The organism is Amycolatopsis sp. EV170708-02-1, assembly GCF_022479115.1.
In the GTDB taxonomy this organism is placed as follows: domain Bacteria; phylum Actinomycetota; class Actinomycetes; order Mycobacteriales; family Pseudonocardiaceae; genus Amycolatopsis.
Genome location: NZ_CP092497.1, coordinates 4,842,364 through 4,864,299, shown reverse-complemented (window position 1 = coordinate 4,864,299; position 21,936 = coordinate 4,842,364). Strand labels below are relative to the sequence as shown.

The 21,936-nt window shown below is 70.0% G+C and carries 20 protein-coding genes; 14 read left to right on the top strand and 6 right to left on the bottom strand.

What is annotated here, in order from left to right:
• Positions 1-27 precede the first annotated feature (27 nt).
• The 6 genes from MJQ72_RS22180 to MJQ72_RS44845 are packed head-to-tail and all read left to right on the top strand — an operon-like array spanning position 28 to position 7,203.
• Positions 28-1,416, top strand: a complete 1,389-nt coding sequence (locus MJQ72_RS22180; protein ID WP_240592893.1) for an MFS transporter — start codon at positions 28-30, stop codon at positions 1,414-1,416.
• Complete coding sequence (locus tag MJQ72_RS22175) at positions 1,413-2,279, top strand: xanthine dehydrogenase family protein subunit M (RefSeq protein WP_240592892.1); 867 nt, start codon at positions 1,413-1,415, stop codon at positions 2,277-2,279. The genes MJQ72_RS22180 and MJQ72_RS22175 overlap by 4 nt, the downstream gene beginning before the upstream one ends.
• A complete protein-coding gene (locus tag MJQ72_RS22170; RefSeq protein WP_240592891.1) occupies positions 2,276-4,681 on the top strand; it encodes a xanthine dehydrogenase family protein molybdopterin-binding subunit in 2,406 nt (801 codons plus the stop codon). The genes MJQ72_RS22175 and MJQ72_RS22170 overlap by 4 nt, the downstream gene beginning before the upstream one ends.
• Positions 4,678-5,178 carry a (2Fe-2S)-binding protein gene (locus MJQ72_RS22165; protein ID WP_240592890.1) on the top strand — a complete coding sequence of 167 codons (501 nt, stop codon included), beginning with the start codon at positions 4,678-4,680 and terminating at the stop codon, positions 5,176-5,178. Before MJQ72_RS22170 ends, MJQ72_RS22165 begins: the two co-directional genes overlap by 4 nt.
• Complete coding sequence (locus tag MJQ72_RS22160) at positions 5,175-5,810, top strand: SRPBCC family protein (RefSeq protein ID WP_240592889.1); 636 nt, start codon at positions 5,175-5,177, stop codon at positions 5,808-5,810. Before MJQ72_RS22165 ends, MJQ72_RS22160 begins: the two co-directional genes overlap by 4 nt.
• On the top strand, positions 5,797-7,203 hold the full coding sequence (locus tag MJQ72_RS44845; RefSeq protein ID WP_315860736.1) for an isochorismatase family protein: 1,407 nt from the start codon (positions 5,797-5,799) through the stop codon (positions 7,201-7,203). Before MJQ72_RS22160 ends, MJQ72_RS44845 begins: the two co-directional genes overlap by 14 nt.
• 239 nt (positions 7,204-7,442) lie before the next feature.
• Here the strand turns inward: MJQ72_RS44845 and eno are convergent, their stop codons facing one another.
• On the bottom strand, positions 7,443-8,726 hold the full coding sequence (gene eno, locus MJQ72_RS22145; protein ID WP_240592888.1) for a phosphopyruvate hydratase: 1,284 nt from the start codon (positions 8,724-8,726) through the stop codon (positions 7,443-7,445).
• A 228-nt stretch (positions 8,727-8,954) separates the two neighbouring features.
• Between eno and MJQ72_RS22140 the strand changes: the two genes are divergently transcribed.
• Genes MJQ72_RS22140 through MJQ72_RS22130 form a run of 3 tightly spaced genes read left to right on the top strand, consistent with a single transcriptional unit; the run spans position 8,955 to position 10,965 of the window.
• On the top strand, positions 8,955-9,659 hold the full coding sequence (locus MJQ72_RS22140) for an ABC transporter ATP-binding protein (protein WP_240592887.1): 705 nt from the start codon (positions 8,955-8,957) through the stop codon (positions 9,657-9,659).
• Positions 9,656-10,363 (top strand): ABC transporter permease, encoded by a 708-nt coding sequence (locus MJQ72_RS22135; protein WP_240592886.1) that lies wholly within the window; start codon positions 9,656-9,658, stop codon positions 10,361-10,363. The genes MJQ72_RS22140 and MJQ72_RS22135 overlap by 4 nt, the downstream gene beginning before the upstream one ends.
• Positions 10,360-10,965 carry a hypothetical protein gene (locus MJQ72_RS22130; RefSeq protein WP_240592885.1) on the top strand — a complete coding sequence of 202 codons (606 nt, stop codon included), beginning with the start codon at positions 10,360-10,362 and terminating at the stop codon, positions 10,963-10,965. The genes MJQ72_RS22135 and MJQ72_RS22130 overlap by 4 nt, the downstream gene beginning before the upstream one ends.
• Here MJQ72_RS22130 and MJQ72_RS22125 read toward each other — a convergent pair.
• Genes MJQ72_RS22125 through MJQ72_RS22115 form a run of 3 tightly spaced genes read right to left on the bottom strand, consistent with a single transcriptional unit; the run spans position 10,940 to position 13,227 of the window.
• Positions 10,940-11,635 (bottom strand): response regulator transcription factor, encoded by a 696-nt coding sequence (locus MJQ72_RS22125; RefSeq protein ID WP_240592884.1) that lies wholly within the window; start codon positions 11,633-11,635, stop codon positions 10,940-10,942. The genes MJQ72_RS22130 and MJQ72_RS22125 overlap by 26 nt on opposite strands.
• Entirely contained in the window at positions 11,632-12,492 is an 861-nt protein-coding gene (locus MJQ72_RS22120) for a sensor histidine kinase (protein ID WP_240592883.1), read from the bottom strand. Before MJQ72_RS22120 ends, MJQ72_RS22125 begins: the two co-directional genes overlap by 4 nt.
• Before the next feature lie 24 nt (positions 12,493-12,516).
• The gene (locus tag MJQ72_RS22115; RefSeq protein WP_240592882.1) at positions 12,517-13,227 is read right to left on the bottom strand and encodes a sulfite exporter TauE/SafE family protein; all 711 of its coding nucleotides are present in this window, start codon (positions 13,225-13,227) and stop codon (positions 12,517-12,519) included.
• Positions 13,228-13,596: 369 nt separating this feature from the next.
• Between MJQ72_RS22115 and ald the strand changes: the two genes are divergently transcribed.
• The 5 genes from ald to MJQ72_RS22090 all read left to right on the top strand — a co-directional run bounded on the left by ald (position 13,597) and on the right by MJQ72_RS22090 (position 19,649).
• Positions 13,597-14,712 carry an alanine dehydrogenase gene (gene ald / locus MJQ72_RS22110; RefSeq protein ID WP_240592881.1) on the top strand — a complete coding sequence of 372 codons (1,116 nt, stop codon included), beginning with the start codon at positions 13,597-13,599 and terminating at the stop codon, positions 14,710-14,712.
• A 64-nt stretch (positions 14,713-14,776) separates the two neighbouring features.
• Entirely contained in the window at positions 14,777-16,240 is a 1,464-nt protein-coding gene (locus MJQ72_RS22105) for a PLP-dependent aminotransferase family protein (protein ID WP_240592880.1), read from the top strand.
• A gap of 102 nt (positions 16,241-16,342) precedes the next feature.
• The gene (locus tag MJQ72_RS22100) at positions 16,343-18,001 is read left to right on the top strand and encodes an amidohydrolase (RefSeq protein WP_240592879.1); all 1,659 of its coding nucleotides are present in this window, start codon (positions 16,343-16,345) and stop codon (positions 17,999-18,001) included.
• Positions 17,998-18,210: a DUF3311 domain-containing protein gene (locus MJQ72_RS22095; RefSeq protein WP_240592878.1), complete on the top strand. Its 213-nt coding sequence runs from the start codon at positions 17,998-18,000 to the stop codon at positions 18,208-18,210. Before MJQ72_RS22100 ends, MJQ72_RS22095 begins: the two co-directional genes overlap by 4 nt.
• Positions 18,210-19,649 (top strand): sodium:solute symporter, encoded by a 1,440-nt coding sequence (locus MJQ72_RS22090; protein ID WP_240592877.1) that lies wholly within the window; start codon positions 18,210-18,212, stop codon positions 19,647-19,649. Before MJQ72_RS22095 ends, MJQ72_RS22090 begins: the two co-directional genes overlap by 1 nt.
• 119 nt (positions 19,650-19,768) lie before the next feature.
• On the opposite strand, the gene MJQ72_RS22085 is transcribed toward MJQ72_RS22090, so the two are convergent.
• Positions 19,769-21,001 (bottom strand): polysaccharide pyruvyl transferase family protein, encoded by a 1,233-nt coding sequence (locus MJQ72_RS22085; protein WP_240592876.1) that lies wholly within the window; start codon positions 20,999-21,001, stop codon positions 19,769-19,771.
• On the bottom strand, positions 20,998-21,513 hold the full coding sequence (locus tag MJQ72_RS22080) for an OmpA family protein (protein ID WP_240592875.1): 516 nt from the start codon (positions 21,511-21,513) through the stop codon (positions 20,998-21,000). The genes MJQ72_RS22085 and MJQ72_RS22080 overlap by 4 nt, the downstream gene beginning before the upstream one ends.
• Positions 21,514-21,936: the final 423 nt, after the last annotated feature.

Below are 21,936 nucleotides of genomic sequence, written 5' to 3'. Positions count from 1 at the left end.
TGGCCGGCAATCGCAACGGAGTGGTTCATGCGTACTGGTGATCAGATCGTCCAGGATTTGCCCTGGCGTTGGAGCGTGCAGGGAAAGATCTTCCTCATCGGCGGGCTGGGCTACATGTTCGATGCCTGGGACGTCGCGCTGAACGGATTCCTCACCCCGCTGGTCGGGACGGAATTCGGCTTGTCCGCCGGTGGGAAGGGCCTGGTGGCCACCGCGAACCTGATCGGCATGGCCGTCGGGGCGGTCGCCTGGGGCACGGTCGCCGACCGGATCGGCCGGAAGCGGGCGTTCAGCATCACGTTGCTGCTGTTCGCGCTGTTCTCCGTGCTGGGCGCGCTCGCGCCGAACGTGGAGACGTTCCTCGCGCTGCGTTTCCTGGCGGGGATCGGGCTCGGCGGCTGTATCCCGGTCGATTACGCGATCGTGAGCGAGTTCTCCCCACGCAAGCATCGCGGCCGGGTCCTGTCCGCGATGGACGGCTGGTGGCCGATCGGGACCACACTGGCCGCCGTCACCGCGACGCTGCTGCTCCCGGTCGAGGGCAACTGGCGCTGGATGCTGGTCTTGATGATCCTGCCCGCGCTGCTGTTGTTCTGGGTGCGGCGTGGCGTCCCGGAATCACCGCTGTACCTGGTGCGCAAGGGTCGCGAGGCGGAGGCGCGGGCGGTGATCGACGATCTCGTGCGCCGCACGGGAGCGACTCCGGAGCCGTACTCGGTCCCGCCCGCGGTGGTCGAGGACACCCGCGGTGGCGCGGTCGCGGCCGCGTTCGATCAGCTGCGCCGGGTGTGGGCGTTCAACCCGCGGATCACGGCGGTCGCGTGGTCGCTGTTCATCAGTGTCATGCTGGTCTACTACGCCGCGCTCAGCTGGATGCCGTCCATCCTGCGGGCGCAGGGATTCGGCGAGATCGCGGCCTTCGCCTCGACCGCGCTCATGAACGCGACCGGCATCGTCGGTGTCGCGGTGGCCGTGCTCCTGGTCGACAAGGTCGGCCGCAAGCGGATCATCCTGATCGCCGGCCCGCTCACCGCCCTGTCGCTCGTGGTGTTCTCGCTGCTGCTCGAAACGCCTGCCGCGGCGGTCGTGGCGATCGGCGCGTTCGGCCTGTTCGCGCTGGTGGTCATCCCGGTGATGTACGCCTACGTCTCCGAGCTCTACCCGACGGAACTCCGGGCTTCGGGGTTCGGCTGGGCGTCGTCGTCGAGCCGGGCGATCACCGGCTTCGCGCCGCTGTTGTTCGGCAGCGTGCTGTGGCCGGTGCTCGGGCTGCCGCTCACCTTCACCGTGCTGGGTGTGCTCGTGGTGGCCGCGGTCGTGTTCATGAAGGTGGGCGCGCCGGAGACCCGCGGCCGCGAACTCGACCGGATCGTCGAACCGGTCGAGGCACCCGCCGAGACCAGGACGGCTCTGTGAAGCCCGCCGCGTTCCGGTACCACCGGGCCCACGACGTCACCGACGCCGTCGGCCTGCTCGGCGAGCTCGCCGCGGCGGGCGAGGATCCGAAACTCATCGCCGGCGGCCAGAGCCTGATGCCGATGATGAACTTCCGGCTCGCCCGCCCGACGGCACTGGTGGATCTGGGACAGCTGCGCCGGGACCCGGCGCTGAACTCCTTCCGGCGCAACGGTTCCAGCCTCACGATCGGCGCGCTGGTCACCCATCGGGCGGTCGAGACGGCCGAATTCGGGCCGGATTTCGACGTGCTCTCCCGCGCGATGCGGTGGGTGGGGCATCTGCCGATCCGTTCGCGCGGCACGGTGGCGGGCAGCATCGTCCACGGCGACGCGACCGCGGAATGGTGCCTGCTCGCCCTGCTGCTCGACGCGGTGATCGTCGCCGAAGGCCCGCGCGGCCCCAGGGAGATCCCCGCCGCGGAGATGTTCCACGGCTTCTACACCACGGCCGTCGAACCGGACGAGGTCGTGACGGCGGTGCGCTTCACCCGGCCGTCGCCCAGGGCCGCGTTGACCGAATTCGCCCGCCGCCACGGCGATTTCGCGATCGTCGACGCCGCTGTGAGCATCGACGCGGAGCACGGGGGCCGGGTCGTGCTCGGCGGCGTGGCCCCCGCTCCCATCCGGGTGCCCGAGGCGGAGGCGCTGCTCGACGGCGGTGCGCCCGGCCCGGAGCTGTTCGCCGCGTGCGGGGCGGCCGCCGCCGCGGCGATCGATCCGCCCGACGACGCGGCGGGCAGCGCGGCCTACCGCCGACGGCTGGCGAGCACCCTCGTCACCCAGGCGCTGCACGAGGCCTGGGAGAAAGGAGAAACGCGATGACCGCACGGTTCGACGGGCGGAACGGCCGCTGGGTCGGCGCGTCGGTGCCCCGGCGCGAGGATCCTCGTCTGCTCACCGGCCGCGGCCGGTTCGTCGACGACATCCGGTTGCCCGGCATGCTGCACGCCGCCTTCGTCCGTTCGACGGTCGCGCACGGCAAGCTCGCCGGGATCGACCTGTCGGCCACGCTGGCGGTGGACGGGGTCGTCGCCGCGTACACGGCGGAAGACCTGGGACTCGGTGACATCGTCGCCCTGCTCGACCGGCCGCCCGAGGAGTTCTCGCCGACCGCGATGCCGATCCTCGCCAGGGAGAAGGTGCGGTTCACCGGCGAACCGGTGGCGCTGGTCGTCGCCCGCGATCCGTACAGCGCCGAGGACGGTGTCGAGGCCGCGGTGGTGGACTACGAGCCGCTCGGCGCGATCGTGTCGGAGGAGTCGGCGTTGGCCGCGGGCGCTCCGCTCGTGCACGACGAGGCGCCGGGCAACGTGCTGGTCGACGTGTCGATGTTCGACACACCCGGTGTCGACGCGGCGTTCGAAGCCGCCCGTGCGGGTGGCGGCCGGGTGGTCGAGGTCGTCACGAAGAGCGGACGGCAGAACGCGCTTCCGCTCGAAACGCGAGGAGTGGTCGCGTCCTGGGACGACCACGACGACCAGCTGCTCGTCCAGATGTGCACCCAGGTGCCGCATCAGGTGCGCACGGCGATGGCCCGTTCGCTGCGGGTCCCCGAACGCACCGTGCGGGTCACCGTTCCGGACATGGGCGGCGGCTTCGGCCAGAAATGCGTCGTCGGCCGCGAGGAGATCGCGGTCGCGGCGGCGGCCCGGCGGCTGAACCGGCCGGTGAAATGGATCGAAGACCGGCGCGAGGCGCTCACGGCCGGATTCCTTGCCAGGGAACAGCGTTACCGCACACTGGCGGCGTTCGACGAGGACGGGCGGATCACCGCGCTGGACGTCGACGTGGTCTGCGACATGGGCGCCTACTCCTGCTACCCGTTCACGGCGGGGATCGAGCCGCTGATGGCGTCGGCCGAGATGCCGAGCGTGTACCAGGTGCCCGAATACCGCGTCCGTGCCCGCGCCATCGCGAGCAACAAGGCGCCGACTGCGCCCTATCGCGGGGTGAGCCGCCCGCAGTACGTGATGGCGATCGAGCGGGTGATGGAACGCGCCGCGAGGGAACTCGGCCTCGATCCGGTCGAGATCCGGCGGCGCAACGTGATCACGCAATTCCCGTACACCGGGGTCAACGCCATCACCTACGACCCGGGCACCTACCGCGAATCGCTCGAACTCGCCGAGGCGGCGATCCAGGATGAGGGCTGGTACGAGATCCGGGAGCGTGCCGCCGCCGAGGGCAGGCATATCGGCATCGGGTACTGCTGTTTCTCCGAGCGGACCGGATACGGCTCGGGCGCCTTCGCCAAACGGAAGATGGCGGTGGTCCCGGGCTTCGACATCTCGGAGATCCGGATGGACACCACCGGTTCGGTCGTGGTCACCAGCGGCACCATGAACCACGGCCAGTCCCACGAGACGACGCTGGCGCAGATCGTGGCCGACCGGCTCGGGCTGCACCTCGACCAGGTCAAACTGCGCCAGGGCGACACCGAGCGCATCGCCTACGGCTGGGGGACGTTCGCTTCCCGCTCGGTGACGATCGGCGGCTCGGCGGTGTCCCTCGCGGCCGGGAAACTCGGCGAACTGCTGTGCAAGATCGCCGCGCACCTGCTGGAAACGAGTCCCGACAACGTGCGCCTCGACGGTGACGGCGGCGTCGTCCAGATCGACGATCCGGAGCGCCGCGCGTCGTTCGAGGAGATCGCCGACGTGGCGTACCTGCGCAGTCACCTGCTGCCCAAGGACGTCGAGCCGACGCTGACGGCCACGGCGAGTTTCGACGTGCCCGGCGACGGCACGTTCTCGAACGCCACGCACGCCGTGGTCGTCGAGGCCGATCCGGGCACCGGCCGGATCAAGATCCTGCGCTACGCGTGCGTGGAGGACTGCGGGGTGGTGATCCACCCGCAGGTCGTCGACGGCCAATGCCGCGGCGGGATCGCGCAGGGTATCGCCGGCGCGTTGTTCGAGGAGATCACCTACGCGGGCAACGGGGAACCGTCGGCCGCCAGCTTCATCGACTACCTGGTGCCGACCGCGACGGAGATCCCCGACATCACCGTCACCCATCTCGAAACCCCTTGCGCGTTCACGGAAAACGGGGCGAAGGGAGCGGGGGAGGGCGGCACCATCGGCGCGCCCGCCGCGGTGCTGAACGCGATCAACGACGCGCTGCGCCACACGGGAGTCGAACTCGACGTGACCCCGGTGCATCCGCAGACCGTGCTCGCCGCGCTCGACGCGGGGGTCCACAAGGAAATGAGCGTTCCATCATGAGCGACCGGCACCTGATCGACCTGACCGTCAACGGCGAGACGCACGAGGTCCTCGTCGAGCCGCGCAAGACCCTGCTCGACGTGCTGCGGCACGACCTCGGGCTGACCGGCACCCACGTCGGCTGCGAGCACGGGGTGTGCGGCGCCTGCACCGTCCTCGTCGACGGCGAACCGGTGCGGGCGTGCCTGATGTTCGCCGTGCAGGCGGAGGCGGCGGAGATCCGCACGGTCGAGTCGTTGAGCCGGGACGGCGAACTTTCCGATCTGCAGCGGTCTTTCAGTGAGCACCACGGCCTGCAGTGCGGCTTCTGCACCCCCGGATTCCTCATGCTGGCCGAAGGTTTCCTGGCCCAGCGGCCGGACGCGGGCCGCGAGGAGATCCGCGAGGCCGTCTCGGCGAATCTGTGCCGCTGCACGGGTTATCAGACGATCGTGGACGCGATCGAGGCGACCGCGACCCGTCGATGCCACGCCAAGGAGAAGGAGGCGACAGCGTGATCCTCGAAAACCAGCTGTCCGTACCGGCCGGACCCGACGAGGTCTTCGCCTTGATCAACGACGTCGAACGGGTGGCGGGCTGTCTGCCGGGCGCGACCCTCGACGGACGACAGGACGACGCCTATCTCGGCCGCGTCAAGGTCAAGGTCGGCCCGATCACGGCCGCCTACTCGGGCACGGTGCGCTTCACCGACGTCGCCGAGGCCGACCGCAGCCTGCGGCTGGTGGCCAGGGGAGCGGACGCCCACGGCAACGGCGACGCCGAGGCCGACGTGACGCTGACCGTGCGCGAGGCACCCGGCGGCGCCACCATCGAGCTGCGCACCGATCTGTCGATTCGCGGCAAGCTCGCCCAATTCGGCAAGGGCGCGATCGGCGCCGTCTCCACCCGGCTGCTCGACCAGTTCGCCCGCAATCTCGCGGACCAGTTGCGGGCGGGGCCGGTCGCGGCTACGAGCGCCGCTCCCGCGCCGGAAGCCGTCGACGGGCTCGCCATGGTGCTTCCGGAGGGCGTCAAGCGCTACGGCGTGATCGCGGCCGCCGCGGCGCTCGGGTTGTTCCAGGGCTGGCTGCTCGGCCGGATCCGCACCCAGGACAAACTGATCAAGGAGTTGCAGCGTGCCCGTCGATGAAACTCTCGACAGCGTGTACGACCGAGCCGGTTTCGGTGCGAGCGTGCCGCGCGGATCGCGTCCGGCGCTGGTCGTGGTCGACCTGACGCGGGGCTTCACCGAACCCGCCTTCCCGTCCGGCGCGGATCTCACCGCCGAAGTCACCGCGACCGCCGCCCTCGTCGCCGAAGCCCGGCGACAGAGCGTGCCGGTGATCTACACCGCGATCAGTTACACGCCCGCCGAGGCGGACGGCGACGCCGTGGCGTGGCTCCGGAAAGCGCCCGGGATGCGGGCACTCCGCGAAGGAACCGAAGCGGTCGCCCTCGACCCACGGCTCGAACAGCGCGAGGGCGACCATTTGATCCTGAAGAAGGGCGCGTCGGCGTTCCACGGGACCTCGCTGGCCGCGCTCCTCACGAGTCTGGGCACGGACACCGTCGTCGTTTGCGGCGCGACCACTTCGGGATGTGTCCGGGCGACCGCCGTCGACGCCGTCCAGTCCGGTTTCGACACCCTCGTCGTCCAGGAAGCCTGTGGTGACCGCGCTGCCGGGCCGCACGACGCCGCTTTGTTCGACCTGCAGGCGAAATACGCCGACGTCGTCGAGCTCGACGAGGCCCTGGCGTATCTCGCGGATCTGGATCGCCGCACGCTCGGCCGGCCCGCGTTGGCGGATCTCGGCGACGTTCCGGCGACCAGCCGCTGGGTGACGTCGGGTCCGGTCCGGCTGCACGTGCTCGACTACGGGCCCGCCGACGGGGTCCCGGTGCTCGTGCTGCCGGGGATCACCAGCCCCGCGGTCACGATGGACTTCGTGGCCCGCGAACTCACCGATCTCGTGCGTCCGCTCGTGCTCGACGTCCGCGGCCGCGGGTTGTCCGACGACGCCGCGGAGTACGACCTGGCGAGCTACGCCGCGGACGTCGAGGCGGTCGTGGACGGGCTCGGGCTGCGCGATCCGATCCTGTTCGGACACTCCATGGGCGCGCGGATCGCCGCCCGTGCCGCGGTTGCCGGACGTCCGTTTCGGGGTACCGTGCTGGCCGATCCTCCCCTGAGCGGTCCCGGACGGGCGCCGTACCCCACCACCCTCGACGCCTTCCTCGGTCAGCTCGATCAGGCCCGCCGGGGAACCGACGCAGACGAAGTCGCCCGGTCCTGGCCGCGATGGCCGCGCCGGGAACAGGAATTGCGCGCCCGATGGTTGTCTTCGTGCTCCCGCGACGCGATCGTCGCCACGCACGCCGGATTCGAATCCGAGGACTTCTTCGACGACTGGCCGAAGGTGGCCCCTCCGACGTTCTTTCTGTACGGCGGCGCGAGCCCGGTCGTCACCGCCGCCGGTGCGGCCGAGGCGGCCGAGCGCAATCCGTCGGCGGAACTCGTCGAGATCCCGGGGCCGGGCACATGATCTTCTGGGACGAACCCGAGGCCGCTCTTGCCGCGCTGCGGGAGGCGTTGCGGAAACTTCGTGGGAGGTAAGGAAAACGGGGAGGCGGCGGTCCCTGGCTCGCCCCTGCACGCGCTGACGGCCTTGGTGTAGTCCGTGAGGGCCTCCTTCCCTACCTTCAGGGTAGGCAAGGAGGCCCTCACGGACCAGTGATCAACCTGCTGTCTCACGCTCGCGATCGCGCGGGTCGCGGAAGTTCGTCAGCGGCGGCCGCTGAGCGTCGTGGAACCGGCGTACCGGGCTTCGGTGCCGAGTTCCTCTTCGATGCGGATGAGCTGGTTGTACTTGGCCGTGCGGTCCGAGCGCGACAGCGAGCCGGTCTTGATCTGCCCGCAGTTGGTGGCGACGGCGAGGTCGGCGATGGTGGTGTCCTCGGTCTCGCCGGAGCGGTGCGACATCACCACGGAATAGCCTGCCTTGTGCGCGGTCTCGACCGTGGTGAGGGTTTCGGTGAGCGTCCCGATCTGGTTGACCTTGACCAGGATCGAGTTCCCGATGCCCCGCTCGATACCGTCGTTGAGCAGGTTCACGTTGGTACAGAAGACATCGTCGCCGACGAGCTGGACCCGGTCGCCGATGGTGTCGGTGAGCTGCTTCCAGCCGGCGAAGTCGTCCTGGGCGACACCGTCCTCAATGGACACGATGGGGTAGCGCGAGGTCAGGTCGGCGAGGTAGGCCACGTGCTCCTCGATGCTGCGCTTGCGCCCCTCGCCGGTGTAGTCGTAGACGCCGTCGGTGTAGAACTCGGACGCGGCCGGGTCGAGCAACAAGGCGATGTCCTCGCCGGGGGTGTAGCCGGACTGCTCGATGGCGCGCAGCACGAACTCGAGTGCTTCGTCGGCTGAGCTGAGGTTCGGCGCGAAGCCGCCTTCGTCGCCGACGTTGGTGCCGTGTCCGGCTTCGCGCAGCGACGCGCGCAGAGTGTGGAACACCTCCGAGCCCATCCGGACGGCGTCGGCGAAGGTCTCCGCGCCGAGCGGGCCGATCATGAACTCCTGGAAGTCGATCGGGTTGTCCGCGTGCGCTCCGCCGTTGATGATGTTCATCATCGGCATCGGAAGCAGATGCGCGAACACACCACCGACGTAGCGGTACAACGGAAGTCGCTTCGCGGCTGCGGCGGCTTTCGCCACCGCCAGTGAGACGCCGAGGGTGGCGTTGGCGCCGAGCCGCGCCTTGTTCGCGGTGCCGTCCAGCGCGATCAGCGCGCGATCGACGTCGGCCTGGGCTTCGGCGTCGAGTCCGACGACGGCCTCGGCGATCTCGGTGTTGACGGCGTCGACGGCTTTGCGGACGCCCTTGCCGTGGAATCGGGTCTTGTCGCCGTCGCGCAGTTCGACGGCTTCCTTGGTTCCGGTGGAGGCGCCCGACGGCACGGCGGCGCGTCCGAGCGAGCCGTCCGCGAGTTCGACGTCGACCTCGACGGTCGGGTTGCCCCGGCTGTCGAGGATCTGACGGCCGTGGACGCGGAGGATGGCGGTCATGTGCACTCCTTGGCTGGTCGCGCCGCCCCCGGTGAGCGGTGGGACGTCCGCGAGGCTAGCAGAGAATCCCTGAATCGATACCGAGCTCTGACCAGGTAAATCGGGGCATGCGTAGGACCCAGGGCCTACTGGCGCCGGACAGGATCGGTCCCCGGTCCGACGCGGGCGGGTGCCCCGCCGGGATGGACTGGCGAGCGACGTGATCGCGCTCGACGGGAAGAAGACCTGATGCTCAAGTTCGACCGGCTCACCAAGCGACGAGGATCGGCGACGATCCTTTCCGACGTCAGTTTCGAGGCGCGCCCGGGCCGCGTGACCGGCTTCCTCGGCCCCAACGGTGCCGGCAAATCGTCGACCCTGCGGATCCTGCTCGGACTGGACCGGCCGACGTCGGGAACCGCGTTGGTCGACGGCGTTCCGTTCGCCGGGCTGCGGGATCCCCTGCGCAAGGTCGGTGCCGTTCTCGACGGCTCGGGGGCGCATCGCTCGCGCACCGGCCGGGCGCATCTGAAGTGGGTCGCCGCGGCGGGCGGCATCCCGCGCGGCAGGGTGGACGAGGTCCTGGCGGAGGTCGGGCTGTCCGCCGCCGCGGGCAAACGCGTCCGCGGCTATTCGCTGGGGATGGGGCGGCGGCTGGCACTGGCGGCGGCGCTGCTCGGCGATCCCGAGGTGCTGGTGCTCGACGAACCGGTCAACGGCCTCGATCCGGAAGGCATCCGCTGGATCCGCGGTTTCCTCCGTGCACGCGCCGCGGCCGGGCGGACCGTCCTGCTTTCCAGCCACCTCATGGGAGAACTGTCGGAGACGGTCGACGACGTCGTGGTCATCGACCACGGCCGGATCGTCGCGCGGGGGACACTCACCGAGGTCGTCGGCGGGCACCGAAGCCTGGAGGACGCCTTCTTCGCGCTCACCACAGGGGGCGTGCGATGAGGGCCTATCGGGCAGAACTGCGCAAGCTCACCTCGCTGCCGTCGGTCTGGGTCGCGGTCGCGGTCGGCGTGCTGCTCCCGGCCGCCCTGACGTTCCTCAACGCAAGGGCCGCGAGCGGGAACGTGGACCTCGGATTCCAGGAACTCGCGTTCGGCGTGGTGGGCGCGATCATCCTGGGCGTCGTCGCGGTGAGCAGCGAATACACCACCGAGGGGGAGAACGCCGGTGGTGGACGCCAGATCACCACGAGCCTCACGGTCGTGCCGTCCCGGCGGCGATTGCTGAGCACGAAGCTGGCGGCGGTGGGCACCGTGGTCGCCGCGCTGGCGACGGTTTCCTCGACGATCACCCTCGTCATCGTCGAAGCGCAGGGCGTGAGTGATTTCGGGCGCCTGCCAGGAGTCGTCCTCTACTGGGTGCTGACGGCCCTGCTCGCGTCCGGCCTGACCTTGTTGGCGCGCAACGGAATACTGCCGCTCACCGTGCTGATCCTGAACACGTCGGTGGTCACGGTCACCTACCTGCTCGCGAAACTCACGCCGCTGGCCGTGTTCTTCCCCGACCTGGCCGGGTTCCGGATGTTCGTCGAGCGGGTGGATCTGCCCGTCCAGCTCGCACCGGTCACCGGTGGCCTGGTGATGACGGCCTGGGTCGCGGCACTGCTCGCCGCCGGCTTCCTGGTCTTCCGCGGGAGGGACGCGTGACGGGCGGCCGGGCGATCCGGGCCGAGATCCTCAAACTCCTCAGCCTGCCGGCGACGTATTTCACCCTCCTCTGCACCTTGGGGGTTTCGGCGATCCTCGCGACCGCGTTCTCACGACAAGGCGTGTCGCCCGCCGGCTACACCCAGGCAGGGTTCATCGTCCTCGGCGTCATCGCGGCGACGTCGGAGTACAGCGGCGGTCAGATCCACCGGACCCTGACCGCCATGCCACGCCGGATCGCCCTGCACCTGGCCAAAATCGCGGCACTCCTGATCGTGGCCGTCCCGGCGGCCATCCTGACCGCGCTGGCCGGTGGACCGTGGTCCGACGCGGTGGGAACGAGTGCTTACCTGGCGCTCACCACGATCCTTTCCGCCGCGGTCGCGACCGTCCTGCGGTGGAGTGTTCCGGCGGTGGCCGGGCTGCTCGGGTACTACTTCATCGCAGGCCCGCTTCTCCGGGATCGAGCCCCGTTCGCGGCCTACCTCCCCGACGCCGCGAGCCACGACCTGCGCGCGCTCGGCGGCTCGGCCGTCGTGCTGGGCTGGGTGCTCGTCGCGGTGGGGATCTCCGCGATCACGTTCCACCGGCGGGACGCCTGACCGCACGCGGGGCCACCAAGCCCAGGTCGTACGCCGTGATCACCAGCTGAGCGCGGTCGCGGGCCGCGAGCTTGCTCAGGAGCCGGCTGATGTGCGTCTTGACGGTCTTGACGGAGATGGTCAGCGTTTCGGCGATCTCGGTGTTGGACAGCCCGCGGCCGACGAACGTGAGGATCTCGATTTCACGCTGGGTCAGCCCGGCAGGCGGAGGAGGGTTCCGGTGCGGCGGCGCCGTGACGTAGTGCTCTATCAGCCGGGTGAGGATGGCGGGCGCGAAGAGGGATTCACCGGTGTGCGTCCGGCGGACGGCGGCGAGGAGCTCGTCCGGTTCGGTGTCCTTGAGCAGGAAACCGCTCGCTCCCGCGCGGAGCGCGCCGTAGACGTACTCGTCCAGCTCGAACATGCTCAGCACGAGGATCCTGGTCCCGGCCAGGTCGGGGCAGTCGCTGATCTCCTTGGTGGCCGCGATCCCGTCCTGGCCGGGCATGCGGATGTCCATCAGCACGACGTCCGGGCCCAGCCGCCGCGCCATTTCCACCGCTTGGCCGCCGTCCTCGGCCTGTCCGACGACGACCATGTCCGGTGCGGCGCCGATGATGATCGCCAGGCTGTGCCGCAGCAGCCGCTGGTCGTCGGCGAGCAGGACCCGGATCGGTGGCTGCCCGGTCATCGGCGTGCTCCGTCCGGTAGCCGCGCCGTGAGCCGGAATCCGGTCCCGGCCGGTGCCGCGTGCAGTTCGCCGCCGAGAATCCCGGCACGTTCGCGGAGCCCGGCCAGGCCGTGGCCGGCACCGGCGGCGGGGGACCAGTCACTTCGCGGCCCGTCGTCCTCGGCGGTCACGACGATCGTGTCGCCATCGCGCCTCAGCTCGACGCGAGCGATCGTCGGTCCGGCGTACCGCGCGGTGTTCGCGACGGCTTCACGGACGATTTCGCAGACAGTCGCTTGTACCCCAGGGGAAACGTCCCCGAGCTCGCCGACATCCAGTCGCGGCTCGACGCCCAGCGGGCGGGCTGCCTCGACGATGGCGGGAAGATCCGACAGGTTCAGCACGGGCCGCGACGGCGCGCCGCGCTCTTCAGGGTCGCGAAGCACGGCCAGCATGCGCCGGAGTTCGGTGACCGCGTCCCGGCTCGCCCGCTCGATGTCGATGAGCGCCTGCTCGCGCTCCGCTTCCCGGGCGTCTCCTCGGATCCGCCTCGCCGCACTGGCCCGCAGCGTGATCACGCCGAGGCCGTGGGAAACGATGTCGTGGAGTTCCCGGGCGATCCGGAGCCGCTCGTGCTGCGTGGCGTGCTCGGCCGCCCAGCCGGTGAGGCGGGCTTCGTAGTCGAGGCGCCGCCGACGCGCGCGAACCAGCGTCCACGTGGTCACGCCGATGGCCGTGGCCACGACGAGAATCGGCACGACGACCGCGCCGGGCCCGTTCGCGCCGACGGCCAGCAGCGCGACCACGGCCACGACCAGCACCGCCGAGGCGACCAGCCACGCACGCGATCGCCATTCGGGGCGGTCCGGCGGTGTCATCACCGGCCATCGTATTACCGGCGGTCAGGCCGCATGCGCCAGTGTCAGCGCGCCACCCGCCGCCGAGAGCACCAGAACGGACCAGCGGACGGACCGTTCGCCGACCCGGCGGCTCAGCGCCCGTCCCAGCAGATCACCGGCGATGGCCGCGCCCGCCACCGCGAGGAGCACGCTCACCGGCACCTCCACCCAGCCGAGACTGGGCAGCGCGACCAGGCCGAGCAGGAAGAAGTAGATCGACAGCGTTCCGCGGGTCTCGTCCGCGCCCCAGCCCGCGCTCGCCCCGTACACCGCCACGGCGGGACCGGAAAGCCCGGCGACGGAGTTCATCGCCGCGCTCAGCACACCCGCGCCGACGGCGCCCGTCCTGCCCGCCAGCCGCCTGCTGGTGACGCCGCTCGCCAGGATGCCGACCGCGAGGACGCAACAGCCACCCGCGGCGAGCAGCAGCGGGCGCGCAGGAACACCGCGCACCACGAACGCGACGACCGGGGTGAACACCACCGCGGGCACCGCAAGCCACGCGACCTGCGCCCATCTGATCGCCCGCCAATGGGTGATCGCGACCGCGAGATAGACCGGGAAGCCGAGCAGCAGGGTGAGCCGGACGGCGTCGAGCGGGCCAAGGGCCAGTGCCAGGAACGGCACGCACAGCAGGGAAAGCCCCATCCCGGAAAGGCGCTGGGCGACGACCCCGGCCGCCGCCGCGAGCGAGGTCATGGCCAGGGTTCCCACGAGTCCATTGTGGATCCGGTCCCGGAGTGGCGGTAGCCGCCGGTCGGCGAAGACGTCATAGCCCGGCGCTATGAGCGGTGCCGTCAACGATGGCGGGTGTTGTGAAGGTGGCTTTCGTCGCGTCGGACGTAGGGAAAGTCCCCTTCGCCCCGCGCTCTGCTCGCCTGCGTCAGGGGGACGCGTCGCGAAAGCCACTTTCGGGACATCAGACGTCGCGAAAGTGGCTTTCGCGACACGCCTGACCGAGGCCGTCACGCACCGCTGCCTCGCGAACTGGACCCGTCGAACGCGCGGGTTCTGGCACTTCTGGCCGTTCCAGCCGTGCCGCACGCTCAGCGTCACTGCCTTTGGAACAGACGGGAGCGTGAGATGAAGATCGGTGTCCCTCGTGAGGTCAAGAACCACGAGTACCGGGTCGCGGTGACGCCCGCGGGCGTGCACGAATTCACTTCGGCCGGGCACGAGGTGTTCGTCGAGCGCGGAGCGGGAGAAGGGTCCTCCGTGCGTGACGAGGACTACGCCGCCGCGGGCGCGAAGGTGCTCGACAGCGCCGACGACGTCTGGGCGACCGGAGACCTCGTGCTCAAGGTCAAGGAGCCGATCGCCGAGGAGTACCACCGGCTGCGCCGCGATCAGCTGCTGTTCACGTACCTGCACCTCGCCGCGAGCGAGCCGTGCACGCGGGCGCTGCTGGACGCGGGCACGACGTCGGTGGCGTACGAGACGGTGCAGCTGCCGAACGGTTCGCTGCCCCTGCTGTTCCCGATGAGTGAGGTCGCCGGGCGGCTGGCCCCGCAGGTCGGCGCGCAGACGCTCATGCGCGCCAACGGCGGACGTGGGGTGCTCATCGGTGGCGTCTCCGGCGTGGCCCCGGCGAGGGTGGTCGTACTCGGTGCAGGTGTCGCGGGGATGAACGCGGTCGCCGGCGCGGCCGGGACTTGGGCCGACGTCGTCCTGTTCGACAAGAACGTCGACAAGCTCCGTGCCGCCGACCGGATGTACCAGGGCCGGATCCGCACCGCCGCGGCCAACGCGTACTCGATCGAAGAAGCCGTACTCGAAGCCGACCTCGTGATCGGCGCGGTGCTCGTGCCCGGTGCCAAGGCGCCGAGCCTGGTGTCGAACGAACTCGTGTCCCGGATGAAGCCGGGCAGCGTGCTCGTCGACATCTCCGTCGACCAGGGTGGCTGCTTCGAGGACACGCGGCCGACGACGCACGCCGAGCCGACGTTCGGGGTGCACAACTCGGTGTTCTACTGCGTCGCCAACATGCCCGGCGCCGTCCCGCACACCTCGACGTACGCGCTGACGAACGTCACGCTGCCCTACGCGCTGGAGCTGGCGAACCACGGTCTGTCCGGCGCCGTCGCGCGGTGCCCAGAGCTGCGCGGCGGGGTCAGCACCGTCGACGGCAGGCTGACGTCCGCGCCGGTCGGCGAGGCACTCGGAATCGCCTCGGTCGCCCTCGACGACGTGCTCGGCTAGGTGGTGCGGGCCGGGATCTGGAGCTAGGTTCAGATCCCGGTCCGTCGCCGAAAGGGAGGTGCCGTTGCCGCGAACGTTGATCGAAATCGACCGGACGTCCGCCGAGCCGCTCTACCGGCAGGTGCGGCGCGCCATCGAGCACGGCATCGCGATCGGCACGTTCGACCCGGCGCACCGGTTGCCGAGCTCGCGTGAGCTGGCCGCCGAACTGAGCGTTTCCCGCAACACCATCAACCTCGCGTACCAGGAGCTGGTCGCCGAAGGGTTCGTGGAGAGCCGGGAGCGCAGCGGGCTGTTCATCAACGCGGAGATGCGGCCGCACTGCGCGGTGCAGGAGCGCGGCACCAGCCCGGCCATCGACTGGAGCGCGCGGGTGCGCCGGTATCCCGACGCCGGGGTGCCGCATATCGAGAAACGCCCGGACTGGCACACCTATCCGTACCCGTTCCTCGCCGGTCAGGTGGACGTCACCGCCTTCCCAGCGCGGTCGTGGACCCGCTGCCTGCGCGACGCGCTGTACCGGCCGCACGTGTTCCCGAGCCTGCAGGACAGCGTCGGCTCCGACGACCCGATGCTGGTCGACCTGATCTGCCGTCAGCTGCTCACCGCACGGGGGATCGAGGCCGACCCGGCCGAGGTGCTGATCACCGTCGGCTCGCAGCAAGGCCTCGACCTGCTCGGCCGCGCGTTGCTGGGGCCGGACAGCGTCGTGGCGATGGAGAACCCGGGATACCTCGACGCCCGGCACATCTTCCTGCGCACCGGCGCCGGGCTGCGCGGCGTCGACGTCGATCAGAGCGGCCTGCGCCCGCCGGACACCCTCGACGGCGTCGACCTGCTGTATCTCACCCCGAGCCACCATCACCCGACGAACGCGACGTTGAGCATCGGCCGCCGCCGACGGCTGCTCGGCCTCGCCGCGAGCGCGGGAACGGTGCTCGTCGAGGACGACTACGACAGCGAATTCCGGTACCACGGCAGCCCCACGCCGGCGCTGAAGGCGCTCGACGGCACCGGTGACGCGATCTACCTCGGCACCTTCTCCAAGTTCCTCTCACCCGGGCTGCGGCTGGGATATCTGGTCGGGCCGCGCGAACTGGTGCGGGAGCTGCGGGAGATCCGGCGGTACGTGCTGCGGCATCCGCCCGGCCATCTCCAGCGGGCGCTGGCGTTGCTCATCGACAGCGGCGAGTACCACCGTTCCCTGCGGCGGTACCGCACGAAACTGATGCGGAAATGGGAAGCGCCCTGTGCCGCGGTCACCGAACACCTGCCGTGGACGCAGACGGCGTACCCGCCGGGCGGGGTCAGCCTCTGGATGACCGGGCCGTCCGAACTGGACTGCCGGGCGCTGATCGAGCGGGCCGAGCGCGACGGCGTCCTGATCGAGCCCGGTGACATCTTCTTCGTCGGGGACGACCCGCCGAAGAACCACTTCCGGATCGGTTTCGCGGCCGTCCCCTTGCGCGACATCGACCCCGGTATCCGGCTGCTCGGACAGGCCTGTCGCGACCTGCTCGGCGGCTGAGCCGTCCCGACTGGTACCACCGCGCCGGAGCGTTCTGGACCTGTTCAGGCGGCCAGACGTGCCGCACTCTCTGGGGATCCCTCGTGAGCCCGGGAGGCCTGTGTGGAATTCCTTCGAGAAGATCCCCAGCGTGCAGCCGATTTCGTCGCGCTCGGTGGCACCGTCCTCACCCTCGACGCGGCGGGGAGACGGGTGCGCGCGCTGGCCGCGAGCGGCGGGCGGATCACCGCGCTGGGTTCCGAACGGGAGATCTCCCGGCTGATCGGCCCGGAGACGACCGTGCTCGACCTGGCCGAGCGCACGGTGATCCCCGGTTTCGTCGAATCCCACAACCATCCGGCGTTCTTCGGGATGACGCTGGCCGCGCCGGTCGACGCCGGGAGCCCGCCCAACGACACCATCGCCGACATCGTGGGACGGGTCGCCCAGGCGGCCAAGGAGCTCGGACCGGGGGAGTGGATCCGCGGTTTCCGGTACGACGACACGCTGCTCGCGGACGGCCGTCACCCGACGCGCGCGGATCTGGATCCCGTCTCCGGCCGCAATCCCGTGGTGCTGACCCATGTTTCCGGCCATTTCTGCACCGCGAACTCGCTCGCCCTGCGCGAAGTCGGGATCACCGCCGAAACGCCGAACCCGCCCGGCGGGCTCATCGTGCGCGACGCCCGTGGGGAGCCGACCGGGGTGCTCGTCGAGACGGCGGCCTTCCTCGTCACGTCGCGGCTGCCCGGGCAGAGCGCGGGTGAACTGGCCGAAGCCCTTCTTCTGGCGGATGAGGAGTACCTCGCCAACGGCGTGACCTCCGTGCACGACACCGGTATCGGGCTCATCGGCGGAGCGGCGGAACTGGAGGCGTACGCGCTGCTGAGGCGCGCCGGAAAACTCCGTGTCCGCGTGCGCGGCTACCTGTTCGACGGTCTCCTCCCCGGACTCGACGAGGGCGAGCCGGAGCCACCGGAATCCCGCGTGGACGACAAGTTCGCGATGACGGGGGTGAAGATCGTCGCGGACGGCTCCATCCAGGGCAAGACCGGATGCCTCGCGGAGGGCTATACCTGCGATCCGGACGAGCACGGCATGATGCTGCTCGAACCCGCCGATCTCGGCCGCCGGATCGCCGCGCTCGACGCGGCGGGCTGGCAGGTCGCCGTGCACGGCAACGGCGACGCGGCGATCGACGCGATCATCGACGGCTACTCCCGGCTGGGCTCGCCGCGGGGCACCGGCAGGCGCCACCGGATCGAGCACTGCCAGACGGTGCGCGAAGACCAGCTGGACCGGATGGCCGCCCACGACGTCCTCGCGTCCTTCTTCATCAAGCACGTCTACTACTGGGGAGACCGGCATCGCGACGTCTTCCTCGGGCCCGAACGGGCACGCCGGATCAGCCCGCTGGTTTCGGCCCGCTCACGCGGAATCCATTTCGGACTGCATTCGGACACCCCGGTGACCCCGGTGCCGCCGCTGGAGGGGATCTGGTGCGCGGTACGCCGGATCACCAGGCAGGGCAAGGTACTCGGTCCCGAACAGGCCGTGGACGTCGACGCCGCGTTGCGTGGTTACACGATCGACGCCGCGTACCTCGCGGGCGAGGAAGACGTCAAGGGCAGCCTGGAGGTCGGGAAGCTCGCCGATCTCGCGGTGCTGTCCGGCGATCCGACCGCGGTCGACCCCGACCGGATCCGCGAGCTGACCGTGAACGCCACCGTCAGCGGCGGCGAGGTCGTCTGGCGGCGTGAGACGACGGGAGCACGACGATGATCCGCAGCTGGCCGAGTGTCCTCATAGGACTTTTCGTTCCCGCTTTCGCCCTGCTGGCGGGAATTCTGGTGCTGTCCGGATCGACGGCCTCGGTGCTGGGCATCCCGGTGCTGTTCTTCTGGGTGTTCTGCTGCTGCCCGCTGACCACGCTGTGCCTGTGGATCAGCTGGCGTTTCTTCGACCGCGCCCACTACCCGGAGGACGACTGATGCTGATCGCGATCGTGGCGGTGGTGATGGCGGGCTCGATCGGGCTCGCGGTGTGGGCCGGACGGTCCACGCGCGGTGGCGGGATCTCGGAATTCCTCGTCGGCGGCCGGTCCTTCCCGGCCTGGCTGGTGTACTTCCTCGCGGTCGGCGAGGTGTACAGCATCGGGACGATGATCGGGTTCCCCAGCGGGATCTACGCGCACGGCGCGAGCTACGGGATCTGGTTCCTCGGCTACATCCTGCTCGCGTACTCGCTGGGCTATTTCCTGGCCCCGCTGGTCTGGCGGGCGGCGAAACGGTACGACGCGATGACCGTGCCCGACGTGTTCGGACGGCATTTCGGCAGCAGGCGGCTGGAGCTGATCACCTGTGTGACGATGCTGATCGCGCTGGTCCCGTGGGGGCAGTACCAGTTCATCGGTCTCCAGGTCGTGCTGAGCAATCTGGGGCTGCGGCTGGACCCGGTGCAGAGCGTGGTGCTGGCGGGCATCGTGGCGTTCATCTACATCGCGGTCTCCGGTGTGCGGTCGCCCGCGTTCGTCTCGATCCTCAAGGATCTGTTCATGCTGCTCGGCGTCGTGCTCGTCGGGGTGGCCGTGGTGATCGCCGCCGGCGGCACCGCGAAGGTCAGCGGACCCGAGGTGCTCAGCGCGGCGCAGACCACCATGGGCGGTTCGGAACTCACGTTCGCGATGACCACGATCCTCTTCCAGAGCATCGTGTTCTACCTCGGCTTCGGTGGCGCGTACGTGTTCCCGGCCCGTTCCGAACGCGCGGTGAAGAGCTCGACCGTGTGGATGCCGATGTACATGCTGATCTACCCGTTCCTGGTGCTCGCCGCGTACTACGGCGTGCGCGCGCATCCGGACCTGGACAACCCGAACACCGTGTTCATGGTGACCGCCAAGGGCTTGCTGCCCGACTGGCTGCTGGGCCTCGTCGCCGCCGGCGCCGCGCTCTCCGGTGTGCTGGTGCTCGCCGCGACCGCGCTCACCATCGGCGGCATGGTCTGCCGCAACCTCGCGCCGAACGTCCCGGCCGCGGCGCAACGGCGGTGGACGGTGGTCGCGGTGGCGAGTTTCCTGGTGCTGGCGGCGGTCCTGACCCTCGTCGCGTCGACGTTGATGCTCACGATCCTGAACCTGACCTACAACCTGCTGGCCCAGGTCGTCCCCGGCTGGCTCGCGATCCTCTTCGTGCGCCGGGTGCGGACGGCCGCGGTCGCCGCCGGGATGGTCGCCGGGGTGCTCACCGCGATCGCCCTGTACGTCACCGGCGCGACATTCGGCGGGTTCAACGCGGGACTGGTGTCGCTCGGGGTGAACCTGGCCGTAGTCGTCGCCTGGAGCCTGATGAAACCGGACGTGGCGCGGACACCGGTGGCGCACTCGGCCGAAGATGCCCCGGACGCCGAGGCGGTTCCCTCGCTCAGCGCGTGATCAGAGACGGATCATGCGTGCTTGGAGGCGTAACTCGCGTGCCTGAAGGCGTAACTCTCGCACCGCGCGAGATACGCCTCCAATCACGCGAGTTACGGCTTCAAGCACGCGAGATACGGCTAGCTCGACCGGGTTCGCCACGAGCGCAGGGCGAGGCGTCGCGTCGCGGGGCGCGCCTCCTCGGCCACCGGGGTCCCGTACACGGCCGTCGCGACCGAACGTTTCAGGTCGCGGCACCGCCTGAGGACGTGGGGCGGGAACCCGGAACCGGACGGCCGGTCCGGGGTTCCGCCTTCCTCGGCGTCGAACGGCGTCCAACCCGAGCCGAGGTCGATCAGGCTGCGGTGCTTGGTCGTGTAGTACCCGCGTGACACGCTCATGGCCAGGCCGGTCGCGCCGGCCGCCGCGGCGACGAGATGCAGGTGATAGCGGCTGGAGATCCAGGTCTGCCCGGCCGCCAGCGGCAGGCCGTGGCGCCAGATGTCGCGGAACGGGTGGAACTCGGCACCGGCGAGTTCGTGTTCCAGCAGCGCCGGGACGGCGCGGTCGACGCGGGGGATCCCTTCGACGACGGCGACCTGCTCCGGGTGGACTTCCCAAGCCCGCAACAAACCCAGCACCTGGGCGGCCAGCACGGACGGCTCGAAGGCGCCGATGTCGGATTGGACGCACAGGACGAATTCGCGCGCTTGCGCGGCGGGTCTCCGCTCGGGTGGTCCCAGGAAGACGTCGTCGCATGTGCGGACGACGCCGGTGAGCAGTTCGGCCGACGGATCGTCGCGGACGTCGACGACGTCGAAACGGTCGGCGAGCGACCGGAGGAGATCGGTGGCACCGGGCGGGAACGGGGTCAGTCCCTGCCCGGTCATGGCCGTACGGGCACCCGACCGCCGGGCGGCGGCCGCGGCGCCCGCGAGCAGCCCGATATGCCGCGGCCACAGCGCGTTGAGGTAGCCGCCGCCGATCAGGTGCAGCACGTCGGTCCGGCCGAGCAGGTCGATGCCCGCGTCCCAGCGGGGCGCGAGCCCCGGGTCGTTCACCGCCGACTGCACCCAGTTCGCCACTTCCCACGGATCGTCCGACGGCGCCTCGCCGCACAGCCGCCAAAGGGTGTCCGTGCAGCGAAGGCGCGGGTGCAGATCGTTCAACAGCAGTTGCGCGGGCCCCGGCGAGTGGGTGTCGAGCCAGACGTCGGCCTCCGGCTCGGTCCGCGCCAGATAGCGCAGCCAGGTGGCCGCGATCAGTTCGTCGCCGAAATTGGGAAAGCCGCTCGGGCCGATCAGGTAATGGCGACGGCGGGGCGCGCGGGTGGACGAGTCGTCCCCGCCACCCGCGCTTCCCTCGAAGGTCACTGGGCGACGGTGATCTGCGTGTCCAACGCCTTGTCGCCCTGGGCCTTTTCGTTGCCGGTCGCCTCGGTCTTGACGCGGTCCTTGGCCACGCCCGCCCCTTCGAGCGCGGCGGCGATGGCTTCCGCGCGCTTTTCGGAAAGGGCCTTGGACTTTTCCGCGTCGGGGTAGCCCGCGTGCGTGGCGACGGTGATCTTGACGTCGTTGCCCTGCATGGCCTTGGCGATCTCGCCGAGGGCCGCTTTGCTCTTTTCGGACAGCTCCGCACTTTCGGTGGTGAAGGTGATCGGTGACTGCTGAAGCGCCTGCTGGATCGCGGCGGTCACTTTCTGGGCCGCCTCGCCGCCGGCCTGGCCCGCGTCGCCGGTGCCCGCTCCCGAGGAGGCCGGGGCTCCGGCGCCGGACGACGACGCGGCCGCCGCGCTTGAAGCGGTTCCATTCGTGCCAGAAGACCCAGCCGCACCGTTTTCGCCTTCGGAGCCGCACGCGGCCACGAGGCCCGCCACGATCGCCACGCCCGTTACCGTCCGGGCAATTGTCCTGCGCATGAAGTTCGAACTCCCTTTGGCTGTCTCCGCATTGGCTGACGCCAGGGATACGAACACGAAAGGGCTAAAAGCGCCAACTCCTGGCGAGGGCAGGCATCGTCTGTTTTCCTTGGCCGAAGTGTGGTGAAATCGCGTCGACCTGGAAGTCCGTTGTCGTCATGTGCTCTCCCGTGCCGGTGAAAAGATCGGTAAGTCCACCCGAGTGAGCGACCGCAGCCGTCGTCAGTGCGGTGGTCCAGCCTTTTTTCCTTACCTGGACTAAGGAAATCATGCCGTGTCGCCGCGGGACTCACCCACCCGGCGCCCCCGAGTTGCCCCGCGACGCGAATGCACTTTGATGGAGGTACGTGCCGGAGTTCGGTGAACTCCGGATATCCGAAGATGTGAGGA

Bases quoted from the DNA above. Each gene is read 5' to 3' on its own strand.
- MJQ72_RS22180 (WP_240592893.1), top strand. From the start codon at position 28: ATGCGTACTGGTGATCAGATCGTCCAGGATTTGCCCTGGCGTTGGAGC.
- MJQ72_RS22170 (WP_240592891.1), top strand. From the start codon at position 2,276: ATGACCGCACGGTTCGACGGGCGGAACGGCCGCTGGGTCGGCGCGTCG.
- MJQ72_RS22165 (WP_240592890.1), top strand. From the start codon at position 4,678: ATGAGCGACCGGCACCTGATCGACCTGACCGTCAACGGCGAGACGCAC.
- eno (WP_240592888.1), bottom strand. From the start codon at position 8,726: ATGACCGCCATCCTCCGCGTCCACGGCCGTCAGATCCTCGACAGCCGG.
- MJQ72_RS22140 (WP_240592887.1), top strand. From the start codon at position 8,955: ATGCTCAAGTTCGACCGGCTCACCAAGCGACGAGGATCGGCGACGATC.
- MJQ72_RS22135 (WP_240592886.1), top strand. From the start codon at position 9,656: ATGAGGGCCTATCGGGCAGAACTGCGCAAGCTCACCTCGCTGCCGTCG.
- MJQ72_RS22125 (WP_240592884.1), bottom strand. From the start codon at position 11,635: ATGACCGGGCAGCCACCGATCCGGGTCCTGCTCGCCGACGACCAGCGG.
- MJQ72_RS22120 (WP_240592883.1), bottom strand. From the start codon at position 12,492: ATGACACCGCCGGACCGCCCCGAATGGCGATCGCGTGCGTGGCTGGTC.
- ald (WP_240592881.1), top strand. From the start codon at position 13,597: ATGAAGATCGGTGTCCCTCGTGAGGTCAAGAACCACGAGTACCGGGTC.
- MJQ72_RS22095 (WP_240592878.1), top strand. From the start codon at position 17,998: ATGATCCGCAGCTGGCCGAGTGTCCTCATAGGACTTTTCGTTCCCGCT.
- MJQ72_RS22090 (WP_240592877.1), top strand. From the start codon at position 18,210: ATGCTGATCGCGATCGTGGCGGTGGTGATGGCGGGCTCGATCGGGCTC.